Genomic DNA, 11,963 nt, shown 5'->3' on the forward strand with positions numbered 1-11,963 from the left:
CGCAGACCCATCTCGATTGCAAGAGCGGCGCTCACATTTGTCACGGGCGCTCACTCCTGCCACGATGCGGCGGATGAGCGAGCGCCGCACCCCCCGCCAGATCGCCCGCGAGGAGACGCTGGTGCGGATCAAGACGATCGCCCTGGCCCAGCTGGCCGCCGAGGGGGCGCCAGGCCTGTCGCTGCGCGCGATCGCGCGGGAGCTCGAGGTCGTCTCGAGCGCGGTGTACCGCTACTTCTCGGGACGTGACGAGCTGTTGACCGCCCTCATCGTCGACGCGTACGGCGACCTCGCCGCCCGGCTGGAGGCGGCTGGCTCCGGGCGGGGGTCCGCCCGCGCGCGGTGGACGGCGACCTGCGACGGGCTGCGCGCGTGGGCCGTGGCGGAGCCCCACCGCTTCGCGCTCGTGTACGGCTCGGCCATCCCGGGCTACCGCGCGCCGGCGACCACGATCGAGCCGGCCGCGCGGGTGGTCCGGGCGTTCGCGGCCGCCGTACCCCCGTCGGCCCGGCGGGCCGCGAACGACGACCACGCGGTGTCGCGCACGCTGGCGCCCCAGCTCGCCGGCACCGCCGAGGTGCTCGACCTCGACCTGGAGCCGCCGGTGGTGCTGTGGCTCGTCGGGGCGTTCGCCCGGGTGCTCGGGGCGCTGACCCTGGAGCTGAACGGCCACCTGGTCGGGGGCTTCGAGCCCGCCGACGATCTCTTCGAGGCCCTCGTTGCGGCGGAGGCGGCCGCCCTCGCCTGGTGAGCCGGCGTCGGCGGCGGGCGTGGCAGGCTCGGGGGGTGAGCGGTACGACGGACGCGCTGCGGGCGGAGCGGGCCGCCGTGCTCGCGCGCATCGAGCGCCTGCGCGTCGACCACGCCGGGTTCGTCGCCGCCAGCCGCGACAGCAACGCCGACGACGAGCACGACCCCGAGGGCGCCACCATCGCCTTCGAGCGCGCCCAGGTCGAGGCGCTGCTGCGCGAGGCCGAGCGCCGCCTGGCCGACGTCGACGCGGCGCTCGAGCGTGCCGGCACCGGCGGCTACGGCACGTGCACCGTCTGCGGGCGCCCCATCGACCCCGCCCGCCTCGAGGTGCGGCCCTCCGCGACGACCTGCGTCGCCTGCGCCCCGGCGCGCCGGCGCTAGGTCCGCTTCCTCCCGCGCGGCGTCTCCACGGCCCAGACGTTGCCCCACGGGTCGATCTCGAGGCGCACCCGCCGCTCGGCGGGGGTCGAGAGCGTCGAGGCCAGCCAGACGATCGCCCACAGGCCGGCGGTGAGGAGCGTCAGGACCGCGTGCCACCCGTGCGAGACGCGGCCGGGATAGCCGAGGACCGCCCACAGGTGGTCCCGCTCGCGCACCACCGCGCCGGCGAGCACCTCCTCCGACACGGCCTGGCGCAGCAGCGCCTCGCGGCGGGACGGCTCGAGGGACGGGCCGGCGTCGGGGCGCTCCGAGCGGCGCAGGGCAGCAGGATCCCGCGCGTACACCGCCGGCACCCACGAGCGGCCCGACCACCGCGTCCACCGGCGTCGTCGTTGCTCCCAGCGGAGGTCGCCCACCGCCCGCGGCGCCGTCGTCGTGCTCATGGCGGCACGGTAGGGCCGGCGCCCGGCTCGCGTCCGGCATTCCGAGGACCCCGCTTGACCTTGACGCAACGTCAACCCCCGAAGGTGGCCCCATGACCACCAGCACCCCGCGGCCCGTCGCGGTGCCGTTGTACGTCGGTGGGGCGGCGCTGTCGCTCTTCGGCAACTCGGCGATCTCCATCGTCCTGCCGTGGCTCGTCATCAGCACGACGGGCGATCTCTCGTCGGCGGGCGTCGTGGCGGCCGCCTCGGGCATCGCGGCGGTCCCCGCCACCTTCCTCGCGGGCCAGCTCGTCGACCGCCTCGGGGCGCGGCGGGTCGCGGTGGTGGCCGACCTCGGCAGCGCGACGGCCGTGGCGTCCCTCGCGGTGGTCGACTGGCTCTGGGGCCTCGACCTGGTCTGGTTCATCGCGCTCGGCGTGGCCGGGGCGGTCTTCGACGTGCCGGGCATGGGCGCGCGGCAGGCCCTGCTCGCCGGCGTCGCGCAGGTCTCCGGGGTCCGCACCGACCGCGTCGCGGCGATCTACCAGGGCGCGTTCTCCCTGGCCTTCCTCGCCGGCCCGGCCCTCGCCGGCGTGCTGCTGGCCTGGTGGGACCCCGTCGACGTCGTCTGGTTCACCGCCGCCTGCTCGGCCGGCGCCGCCCTGCTCACCCGCCTCGTGCCCGTCGCCGCGGCGCCCCCGATCGCGGCGGAGGACGCCGGGCTCAGCGGCCTGGGTGTCCTCCTGCGCAGCCGCGCGCTCGTCGCCGCCGTGGTCATCGGCTTCGCCTCCGCCTTCGTCTTCTCGCCGCTGCTCGCCGTCGTGCTGCCGGGCCACTTCACGCGGCTCGACGCGCCGGGCCTGCTGGGGGCGAGCATGTCGGCGTACGCCGTGGGGTCGCTCGTGGGCGCGGCCGGCTACGCCCTGGTGACGCGGCGCTCCCGACGCCTCGCCTACGTGCTGGGCCTGGTCGTCATGAGCGCGGGCGCCTGGCTGGTCGCGCCGCTGGGCGCGGGCGGGTTCGTCATGGCCGGCATGGCCGCGATGGGCCTGGGCGGTGGGCTCTTCGGGCCCGTCTGGAACGTCTACATCGCCGAGAGCGTGCCGGCCCACGTGCGCGGCCGGGCCCTGTCGTGGCTCAACGCCACCAGCCTCGTCGCCGGGCCGCTCGGGCTCGGCGCGCTCGCCCTGCTCCTCGACGGCACGGGCGACCTCGGCCTCGCGGCCGTGCTCGTCGCAGCCACCTGGACGCTCGCCGCCACGTGGGCCGTGCTCAGCCGCGGTGGGCGGGAGCTCTCGGGCCCGGCGCCCGCCGTACCGGCCGACCAGCCCGGGCTCGAACGCGACTCGTGGTAGCAGCGCCACGGAATCCCTGGCGCTCCTCCCACGAACCGGGGCCGGGGACGGTCCGCTCCCGGCTCACGGCGCCGGCAGGTCGATCTCGAAGTAGTACGACGTGACGTCGGGCCCGCGCCGCTCGTGCCGGTCGAACCCGACCGACTCGTAGAGCGCGACGGCGGCCTCGTCGGCGCTGGTGGTGGTGAGGTCGAGGTACGTCGCGCCCCGCTCGTGCGCGTGGGCCATCGCCGCCCGCAGGAGCACCCGCCCGTGCCCGCGACCGCGCAGCGACGGCACCACGTAGAGCTCCGCCAGGTAGGCCTCGTCGGCGTCCTCCCACAGCGACGGCCGCAGCCGCAGCAGGGCCAGCCCGTGCGGGCCGGGCGGGCCGGGCGGGCCGGGCTCGTGCGCGTCTCCCGCCCCGGCGCCGTCCACCTCGAGCAGCACCACCGCCGTGTCGTCGCCCAGCAGCGCGCGGACGCGGTCGGCGAGCCAGTCCTGGGCGGGCGCGGGATCGTCGTACTCCGCGTTGAAGGCCCGCAGCAGCCGCGCGACGTCGGCGGCGTCGCCGGGGCCGGCCACCCGGGTGCGCGCGGCGCCCGGGCGCATCAGTCGACGGCCGCGGTGCGGCCGGGCGGCTCGGGGCTGTGGCGGTGCACGGGGCACGTCGGCGCGAAGGTGCCGAGGCGGTCGACGCGGAACCCGGCGGGGTAGCTGCGGCCCCGCGCCGTGCCGACCAGCGACCGCGGCCGTCGCCGGGCGGGCAGGAGCGCCACCGTCCGGGCCCGGGTGCGGAGCGCGGCGAGCGTCGCGCGGCGCACCCCCGGACCCGGGTCGGGGTAGCCGAGCGCCTCGCGCAGCGGCGCGTCCATCAGCGCCAGGGCGGCCGCGTGCACGAGGTGGTGGGTGCCGGCCGGGCCGAAGCCGGCGACGAGGTGGAGCAGCGCGTCGGCGACCTCCCGGGCGCCCGGGTCGTGGCCGAAGTGCTCCCGCTCGTGCTGGTCGACGAGGGCGGCGAGGTCGGCGTAGGTCGTCGGCAGGCCGCCCACGTGCATCCGCCGGGCCACGTCGCGGTGGTAGCGGATGCTGGCCTCGAGCTCCGCGCGGGTCAGGGCGCGCCAGCCGTGCCGGGCGATCCACCGGGCGGGCACGACGACCTGGGTGGCCAGCGCGTAGCGCAGGTCGTCGTCGGCGATGTCGTGCATCGCGTGCATCTCGTTGATCCGCCGGAAGGCCGTGCGTCCCCGCACGCTGTCGAGCCCCTCGACGAGCGGCACCTCCATGAGCAGGGCGGTGTCGTCGTACCGCTTCCGGGGCCGCTGCCGGAACTCGCCCGTGCGCGCCAGCAGCCCCCCGATGCGTGGCACGGCGAGCGTGCGCAGCTGGGCCGCGACGGCGGCGACCTCCATGTCCCACGGGAACTCGTGGAGCACCGTGTTGCGGTGGATCTCGGCGTAGTCCGTCGCCGGGTCCAGGCGCGCGACGCGGCGCCGCCGGCTCGACAACGCCACGACGACCACCTCCGGTGTGAGGTGGCTCACGGTACGGCGGACCCGCCGCCCCGGCAACGCCTCGCGCCGGGCCTGTGGACGGGCACGAGGCGGATGGCCGGACCGTCCCCGCCGGATGCGACGATGCGGGGCGTCAACGGGCGGGGAGGGCCGCCGTACCGAGGGGAGGAGGCCGGTCGTGAGCGACATCGTCGACGAGCTGGCACGCACCGGCGAGGCGTTCGAGCAGCCGACCCTGCGCCTGCTCCACCAGCGGCACGCGCCCCTCGTGCTCGCCGTCTTCCGCTCCTCGTTCGGGCGCGACAACGCGCCGATCCCGACCGGGCGCCTGCACGAGCAGGTCGAGACCTACCTCGCCGAGCTGCGCCTGGCGGGCACGGAGAACCTGCCGACCGGCAGCGGCCGCGACCTGTGCCTGCGGTGGATGCGGCGCAAGTGGCTCATCCGCGCGAACGACCCCGCGACCGACGGCGAGGTCTACACGCTGACCTCCTACGCGCAGGCGGCGCTCGAGCAGGCCCGCACGCTGTCGCGGGAGCGCTCCAGCCTGTCGGAGCACCGGGTGGCCAACATCGTCTCGGCCTTCCGGCGCTTCAACTCCGAGGCCAACCCCGACCGCACGACGCGCGTCACGATCCTCAACCAGGAGATCGCGCGGCTGCGGGCCGAGCGCGACCGCCTCGTCGACGGCAGCGAGCTGCCGGTGGCCGGCGAGGACTACATGCTCCAGGGCTTCACCGAGCTGCTGTCGCTGGTCGGCGGCCTGCCGAGCGACTTCGCGCGGGTGGAGGAGGCGTTCGTCCGCATCCGCCACGACATCCACGAGCAGTTCCGCGCCGACGAGCGGCCGGCCGGCGAGGTCGTCGACGACTACCTGGCGCGCATCGACCAGCTGACCACGGCGACGCCGGAGGGCCGCGCGTTCGAGGGCGCCTTCCCGCTGCTGCGCGACGAGGCGCTGCTGCAGCAGCTGCGCGAGGACATCGCGGACCTCCTCGACCACCCCGTCACCGGCACCGTCCTCGGCGACACCGAGCGCCGCGAGATCCGCGACACCGTCAAGCAGGTCCGCGCCGGCCTCGACCGCGTGCTCGCCCAGCGCAACCGCGCCACCGCGACGCTGCGCGGCAACATCGAGGCCCGCGACGTCAACCGCGACCGCGAGCTCGAGCGCGTGCTGCGCAACCTGGAGGGCGAGCTCGGGCGCTGGTACGCCGCGACCGGCCCCCGCACGCACGTCGGGCTCCCGCTCCTGCCCGAGCGTGCCGCGGTCGACCACCTGCGCGAGCGCACCTACGACCCGACCGAGGACAAGGCGCCGCCGCCGCTGCGCCGGGCCGACGCCGACGGCGCCGAGGCCGTGTCGTGGACCGCGCTGCGCGCCGCGGGCGGCCCGTCGATCGCCGAGCTCGACGCGCTGCTCGACGCCGCCCTCGCGGGCGGGGGCGGCGCCGCCACCGTCGGCGAGCTCTTCGCCTCGCTCGAGGACGACCTGCGCCGCCCCGTCGAGGTCTTCGGCCTGCTCCACCTCGCGGAGCGCCGGGCCCTCGCCGACGGCGAGGGCACCGAGGAGGTCGTCACCGTGCGCCCCGACGGCTCCCGCCGGGTGCTGCGCGTGCCGCGGGTGCGCACCGTGCCGCGGCCCCCCGCCGTACCCCCCGCCGTACCCCCCGCCGACCCGGCCACCACTCCCGCAGGAGACGACCGATGAGCACCACGACCGACGAGACCTGGGCCGACGCCCGGGACGGGTACGACGCGCGCGACGCCGACCTGGTCCCCGAGCTGGAGGGCTCGACCTTGCTGTCGCTCTTCGACGGCGACGAGGGCGGCCTGCCGCTGGCTCAGCGCCGGGCGTTGCTGGCGCTCGTGAAGCTGCGGTTCGTCACGGCGCGCACGCACCCGCGCGAGTGGGAGGCCCTGCTGGAGAACCCCCGTGCGGTGGCCTCGCGGCTCAACGACCTCTTCCTCGAGCTCGTGCTCGACCGGGAGCACGAGGTGGCCTACAAGCGGCAGGCGGTGCCCGAGGCCGGCGGCCGGTTCCCGACGCTGCTGCACGACACGGCGTGGAACCGCGAGGAGACGATCGCGCTCGTCTTCCTGCGCAACCGGCACTTCACCGACTCCGCGCGTGGCGACGACCGCGTCTGGGTCGACGTCACCGACGTGGTCGCCCACGTGATGGCCATGCGCCCGCCGCACTCCACCGACGCCGCCGGCGACGAGGGCCGCGCCCGCAACGCCGTCGCGAGCCTCTACAAGGCGGGCCTGCTGCTCGGCCCGGCCACCGGCGACCGCTTCGAGGTCAGCCCCGCGGTCGAGGCGCTGCTGCCGCTCGAGCGTCTCCAGGAGCTGCTGGAGTGGCTGCGCACCCCGCCGCCGGAGGACGACCGCGCCCCCGACGAGCCGGTGCCCGCCGACGAGCTGGGGGACGCGCCGTACGACGGCGAGCCCGCCGACGACGAGGTGGTCCCCGGCGCCGAGGCCGCGGAGCCGGAGGAGGACCTCGAGCCCGACACGGCGTTCGACGACCTCGACCTGGGGCCGGCCGCCACCGAGGACGCCACCGAGACCGCCACCGCACGCACCGACGACGAGGACCGGGCATGAGCGAGGAGACGACGACGGTCGACGACGCGGCCGAGGAGCTGGCAGCCCTGGACGCCGACCTCGAGACCGACCTCGAGACCGACCTCGAGACCGACCTCGACGACGAGGGCGCGCCGGACCCCGAGGACCGGCTGCTCGAGGCCGCCGACGAGGCGCTCTTCGGCATGCACGGCGCCACCGAGGGCAGCACGCAGTGGCGCATCGCGTCGATGCAGGTCGTCAACTGGGGCGGCTTCTCAGGCCACCACGAGGTCGCGTTCAGCCGCGACGCGACCCTGCTGACCGGGGCGTCGGGCGTGGGCAAGTCGTCGCTGCTCGACGCGTGGACGACGCTCGTCATGCCCTCCGACACCCGTCTCAACGGCGCGTCGAACGACATGACGACCGGCCGCGCCCGCTCGTCGGGGCAGCGCAACCCGCTCTCCTACCTGCGCGGCGTCGTCGACCAGACCGAGGACCGCGCGACCGCGCAGGCGCGCCAGGTCACGCTGCGCGGGTCGGGCGAGGACACGTGGGGCGCCGTGGCCGCGACCTTCGTCGACGACCGGGAGCGGCGCTTCACGGCGCTGCGCGTCTTCTACGTGCCGCGCCGCGTCACCCGGGCTCCCGACGTCGTGATGCGCCTGGCGACCCACGAGGGCCCGGTCGACCTCGGCCTGCTGCAGAAGGCCGTCGCGACCCGCTTCCAGCCGCGCGACCTACGTGCCCTCGTGCCGGGGCTGGCCGTGCACGAGACGTACGCCGCCTTCGCCGCCCGGCTCTACACGCGCCTCGGGATCGGCGCGAACGGCGACGGCGACAAGGCGCTGCGCCTGCTCGCGCGGATCCAGGCGTCGCAGCCGGTGCGCTCGGTGGACGAGCTCTACAAGGAGATGGTGCTGGAGCGGCCGGCCACGTTCGCCGCCGCCGACCGCGCCGTGGAGCACTTCGACGACCTCGAGGGCTCCTACGAGACGATGATCACCGAGCAGCAGAAGGCCGACCTGCTCGCCCCGATCACCGACCTGCACGACCGCGTCACCGGCGCGCAGGCGCGCATCGACGAGCTCGACGCCCACGGCGCCACCCGGAAGGGCCCGACGCCGCTGCGGCTGTGGGAGCTCACCCGGTACGGCGCGCTGCTCGACGCCGCGGTCGGCGCCAACCAGGCCGCCCGGGAGGCGAACCGCAACCGGCGCGCGACGCTGGGCCGGCGCAGCGCCGACCTCGAGGCCGAGCTGGTGGCGGCGCGCGAGGCGCACCGCGGCGCCGGCGGCGAGACGCTCGAGCTGCTGGCCGCCGAGCTCCGCAAGGAGCAGGCGCACGCCGACGAGCTGCGCGAGCGCCGCGAGCGGCTGGCGCCCCGCGTCGCGGTGCTGGAGGTCGACCTGTCCTCCGCCGAGGACGTGGCCCGGGCGCAGGCCGCGGGCCGCACGCACGCCGCCGAGCACGAGGCCGCCACGGCCCGTCTCGACGAGGCGGGCACGGCGCTGGCCCGGGCCCAGGGACCGCTGCTGGCCCGGAAGGCCGAGCTGACGAAGGACCGCGCGTCGCTCGCGGGCCGCCACGGCCGGGTGCCGCGCGACCTCGACGAGGTCCGCACGCTGCTGGCGCAGGCCGCCGGCCTCGACGAGCTGCCGTTCCTCGCCGAGCTCGTCGACGTGCGCACCGAGGAGGCGCGCTGGCGCCCCGCCGTCGAGACGGTGCTGGGTGGGGCGGCCCGGCAGCTCCTGGTCCCCCGCGAGCGGCTGCGGGAGTTCTCCGCTGCCATCGACCACCTCGACCTGCCGCGGCGCATCACGTTCGTCGGCGCCGACGTCGACGCCGACGCGCCCGACGCGCAGCCGGCGGACCGGCTCGCCGGGAAGCTGGAGTACCGCGCGGGCGCCTTCGAGGGCTGGGTGCGGTGGTACCTGGCCGACCCGTCCCGCAACGCCCTGTGCGTCGAGCGGGCCGAGGACCTCGACGGGCCCGGCCTGCGCGTCACCCTCGCCGGACAGACCCGGTCCGGCTCCCGCGGCTCGCACGGGCGCAGCGGCGGCGGCGACGTCGTCGGGTTCACCAACACCGAGGCGCTCGCCGCGCTCGACGCCGAGCTCGCCGCCGTCGAGTCCGAGCTGGAGCGCATCGACGCCGAGCGGCGCGAGCTGGACGAGCAGCGGCGGCGCGCGGCGGCGGTGCTGGCGGCGTACCAGGCCCTGGCCGACGTGCCCTTCGCCGACGTGGACGTCGAGACGAGCCTCGCGCGGTGCGCCGACCTGGAGGCCCAGCGCGAGCGCGTGCTGGCCGCGGACGACGGGCTGCGCCAGCTCGCCGACGTCGTCGCCGACCTCGAGCGCCAGGCCCGCGAGGCCGGCGTCGAGCTGGCGCGGGCGCGCGACGAGCACGAGGCGCTGCAGGCGGAGCAGGGACGCCTGGTCGAGCTGGAGGACGCGACGACCGACGAGCGGGAGGCGATCCTGGCGGCGGGCGAGGTCGTGCTCGGCCCGGAGCAGGCGGCGGCCCTCGACGCCGAGTTCGCCGAGGCCGTCGGGCCCGGCGACCCGACCGCGCTCGACCGGTTCGAGGAGCACCGCGCGCGGCTGCGCGACCGGCTCGGCGCCGCGTCGCGCGCCGCGTCCGAGCAGGTGGCGGCCGCGAGCGAGGAGCTGCGGCGGATCTTCACGCAGTTCCTCACGCGCTGGCCCGACCCGAACCTAGGCACGACGCTGCTGTCCTACCGCGACTACGCCGACATCCTCGACGACATCCGCCGCACCGGCCTGGCCGAGCGGCGCGAGGAGTGGCAGCGCCGCCTCACCGACTGGTCGGGGCAGGACCTGGTGCCGCTCCAGCAGGCCATGGCCGCCGCGGTCGAGGAGATCGAGGACCGGCTCGACCCGATCAACGACATCCTGCGGCGCCTGCCGTTCGGCGCGGGGAACGACCGGCTGCGCATCCGCATGCGCCGCCTCGCGCCCACCGAGCTGACGCTCTTCCTCTCCGACCTGCGGGCGCTGACCGCGGGCGCCGGTCCGGAGGAGACGAGCGGGGAGCTGGAGGACCGGTTCCGCCGGCTGCAGGGCTTCATGGCGCAGCTGCGCCGCCGCGACGACCCGCGCGCCGGCACCGAGAGCCGGCACCGCGACCTGCTCCTCGACGTACGCCGGCACGTCGAGATCTCCGCGGAGCGCTACGACCCGCGCACGGGGGCGCACCAGGCCTGGTACCGCACGCTCGGCGAGAAGTCGGGCGGCGAGTCGCAGGAGCTGGTGGCGTTCGTCATCGGCGCCGCGCTGCGGTTCCGCCTCGGCGACGAGCTGCGATCCCGCCCCCGCTTCGCGCCGGTCTTCCTCGACGAGGGGTTCGTCAAGGCCGACGCCGAGTTTGCCGGCCGCGCCGTGCAGGCGTGGCGCGGCCTGGGCTTCCAGCTCGTCGTGGGCGCGCCGTTCGACAAGGTCACGGGGCTGGAGCGGCACATGGACGAGTTCCTCGAGGTCGTGAAGAACCCCGTCACGCAGGAGGCCCGCGTGCGCCGCGTGGTCGACGCCGAGGAGCCCGCGGGCGCCTGACCCCGGGCGGCCTCAGGCCCCCAGCGAGACGGGGAGCGTGAGGTACCCCCGCAGGATGCGCGTCGTACGGCGCTGCGCACCGTCGCGCACCCGCAGCTGCGGGTGGCGCTCGTGGAGGCGCTGAAGCGCCACCCGTCCCTCCATCCGGGCGAGCGCGGCGCCGAGGCAGAAGTGCCGGCCCGCCGAGAACGCGACGTGCTCGCGTGCCTCCGGCCGCGTGATGTCGAAGCGGTGCGGGTCGGTGAACACGTCGGGGTCGCGGTTCGCCCCGGCGAGCAGCGTCGTGACGACCGACCCGGCGGGCACGTCGACGCCGGCGATGCGGGTGTCGCGCTCCGTGGTCCGCCCGGTCAGCAGCACGGGCGGGTCGAAGCGCAGCACCTCCTCGACGACGTTGCCCCACAGCGCGTCGTCGGCGACGGCGGCCGCGCGCTGGTCGGGGTGGGCGGCGAGGAGCGCGACGCCGTTGCCGATGAGGTTGACGGTGGTCTCGAACCCGGCGGCGAGCACGAGGCCGGCGGTGTTGCGCAGCTCGGACTCGGTCAGCGGGGTGCCGTCGTCGTCGCGGGCGGCGACGAGCTGGCTCAGCAGGTCCTCGCCGGGCTCGCGCCGTACCCGCTCGACGTGGCGACCGAGCCACGCGTCGAACTGCCGCAGGGAGCGCTCGACCGCGACGAACTCCCCCAGCGGCAGGCCGAGGTCGAGGCTGGGGGCGGCCCGGGTGCCGAAGCCCCGCACGAGCTCCTCCTCCTCGGTGGGCACGCCCAGCACCTCGCAGATGACGAGCACGGGCAGCCGGGCGCAGTAGCGCTCGACGAGGTCCACGGGGTCGCTCGTCTCGGCGGCGAGCTCGTCGAGGAGCGCGTCGGCGATCTCGACGGTGCGCTCCTCGAGGCGCTGCACGGCCTTGGCCGAGAAGACGCGCGTGACGAGCCGGCGCAGGCGGGTGTGGTCGGGCGGCTCGATCGCCAGCAGCGACGGCGGGCGCAGCGGGCCGAGCGGCGCAGAGCCCTGCGACCAGCCGCCGAGGCGACCGAGCGGGCCGTCGCCGCGCAGGTCGATGCCGGCGCGCACGTCGGGGCTGCCGAGCACCTCCTTGACGGTCTCCAGCCGCGCGGTGACGAACGACAGGCGGGAGCGGTAGAGCGGACCGGCCGCCCGGATGGCGTCGAACACCTCGACGGGCATGCCCGGGGTGCGGTTGGCCTCGAGCAGCGCGCGGGCGTGCAGGTCGCCGGAGCGCGCGCTGGCGGTGAGGGCGAGCCGCGGCAGGGCGTGGCCCACCCCCCAGCGGGCGGCGAGCTGGGCCGTGTCGCGGGCCCGGGTCCGGACGGACGGGCGTGCGGTGGTGGTCGTGCTCATGGGTCCTCGCCTCGGCTGGGGGTGGCGCGCGTGCGCCGTCGATACCGTTCGGTA

Annotated in this window: 10 protein-coding genes; 6 read left to right on the top strand and 4 right to left on the bottom strand. The window is 76.5% G+C overall.

All coding sequences use genetic code 11. The features are described 5' to 3' along the window. The first annotated feature begins 73 nt into the window (after positions 1–73). Together INN71_RS07030 and INN71_RS07035 are read left to right on the top strand one after the other, a co-directional pair. Entirely contained in the window at positions 74–751 is a 678-nt protein-coding gene (locus tag INN71_RS07030) for a TetR/AcrR family transcriptional regulator (RefSeq protein WP_277500100.1), read from the top strand. A 35-nt stretch (positions 752–786) separates the two neighbouring features. Next, a complete protein-coding gene (locus INN71_RS07035; protein WP_277500099.1) occupies positions 787–1,134 on the top strand; it encodes a TraR/DksA C4-type zinc finger protein in 348 nt (115 codons plus the stop codon). Here the strand turns inward: INN71_RS07035 and INN71_RS07040 are convergent. Further along, positions 1,131–1,577, bottom strand: a complete 447-nt coding sequence (locus INN71_RS07040) for a hypothetical protein (RefSeq protein ID WP_277500098.1) — start codon at positions 1,575–1,577, stop codon at positions 1,131–1,133. The two genes, INN71_RS07035 and INN71_RS07040, sit on opposite strands and share 4 nt — an antisense overlap. Before the next feature lie 92 nt (positions 1,578–1,669). On the opposite strand from INN71_RS07040, the gene INN71_RS07045 reads away from it, so the two are divergent. Then, a complete protein-coding gene (locus INN71_RS07045; RefSeq protein ID WP_277500097.1) occupies positions 1,670–2,914 on the top strand; it encodes an MFS transporter in 1,245 nt (414 codons plus the stop codon). A 63-nt stretch (positions 2,915–2,977) separates the two neighbouring features. Here INN71_RS07045 and INN71_RS07050 read toward each other — a convergent pair whose 3' ends face one another. Both INN71_RS07050 and INN71_RS07055 read right to left on the bottom strand, forming a co-directional pair. Next, the gene (locus INN71_RS07050; protein WP_277500096.1) at positions 2,978–3,505 is read right to left on the bottom strand and encodes a GNAT family N-acetyltransferase; all 528 of its coding nucleotides are present in this window, start codon (positions 3,503–3,505) and stop codon (positions 2,978–2,980) included. Next, positions 3,505–4,407 carry an oxygenase MpaB family protein gene (locus INN71_RS07055; RefSeq protein WP_277500094.1) on the bottom strand — a complete coding sequence of 301 codons (903 nt, stop codon included), beginning with the start codon at positions 4,405–4,407 and terminating at the stop codon, positions 3,505–3,507. The genes INN71_RS07050 and INN71_RS07055 overlap by 1 nt, the downstream gene beginning before the upstream one ends. A 178-nt stretch (positions 4,408–4,585) precedes the next feature. Between INN71_RS07055 and INN71_RS07060 the strand changes: the two genes are divergently transcribed. From INN71_RS07060 to INN71_RS07070, 3 genes are read left to right on the top strand one after another with little or no spacing between them, the layout of a single operon-like run. After that, positions 4,586–6,118, top strand: a complete 1,533-nt coding sequence (locus INN71_RS07060; protein WP_277500093.1) for a DUF3375 domain-containing protein — start codon at positions 4,586–4,588, stop codon at positions 6,116–6,118. Continuing rightward, positions 6,115–7,017: a DUF4194 domain-containing protein gene (locus INN71_RS07065; RefSeq protein ID WP_301799995.1), complete on the top strand. Its 903-nt coding sequence runs from the start codon at positions 6,115–6,117 to the stop codon at positions 7,015–7,017. The genes INN71_RS07060 and INN71_RS07065 overlap by 4 nt, the downstream gene beginning before the upstream one ends. Beyond that, the gene (locus INN71_RS07070; protein WP_301799996.1) at positions 7,014–10,547 is read left to right on the top strand and encodes an ATP-binding protein; all 3,534 of its coding nucleotides are present in this window, start codon (positions 7,014–7,016) and stop codon (positions 10,545–10,547) included. The genes INN71_RS07065 and INN71_RS07070 overlap by 4 nt, the downstream gene beginning before the upstream one ends. 12 nt (positions 10,548–10,559) lie before the next feature. Here the strand turns inward: INN71_RS07070 and INN71_RS07075 are convergent, their stop codons facing one another. Then, on the bottom strand, positions 10,560–11,909 hold the full coding sequence (locus tag INN71_RS07075) for a cytochrome P450 (protein WP_277500090.1): 1,350 nt from the start codon (positions 11,907–11,909) through the stop codon (positions 10,560–10,562). Between the last annotated feature and the right edge of the window lie 54 nt (positions 11,910–11,963).

The organism is Nocardioides sp. ChNu-153 (genome assembly GCF_030466625.1).
Lineage (GTDB): Bacteria > Actinomycetota > Actinomycetes > Propionibacteriales > Nocardioidaceae > Nocardioides.

Coding starts and splice junctions, on each gene's coding strand:
- INN71_RS07070 (WP_301799996.1), top strand. CDS start 7,014: ATGAGCGAGGAGACGACGACGGTCGACGACGCGGCCGAGGAGCTGGCA.
- INN71_RS07065 (WP_301799995.1), top strand. CDS start 6,115: ATGAGCACCACGACCGACGAGACCTGGGCCGACGCCCGGGACGGGTAC.
- INN71_RS07075 (WP_277500090.1), bottom strand. CDS start 11,909: ATGAGCACGACCACCACCGCACGCCCGTCCGTCCGGACCCGGGCCCGC.
- INN71_RS07050 (WP_277500096.1), bottom strand. CDS start 3,505: ATGCGCCCGGGCGCCGCGCGCACCCGGGTGGCCGGCCCCGGCGACGCC.
- INN71_RS07045 (WP_277500097.1), top strand. CDS start 1,670: ATGACCACCAGCACCCCGCGGCCCGTCGCGGTGCCGTTGTACGTCGGT.
- INN71_RS07040 (WP_277500098.1), bottom strand. CDS start 1,577: ATGAGCACGACGACGGCGCCGCGGGCGGTGGGCGACCTCCGCTGGGAG.
- INN71_RS07030 (WP_277500100.1), top strand. CDS start 74: ATGAGCGAGCGCCGCACCCCCCGCCAGATCGCCCGCGAGGAGACGCTG.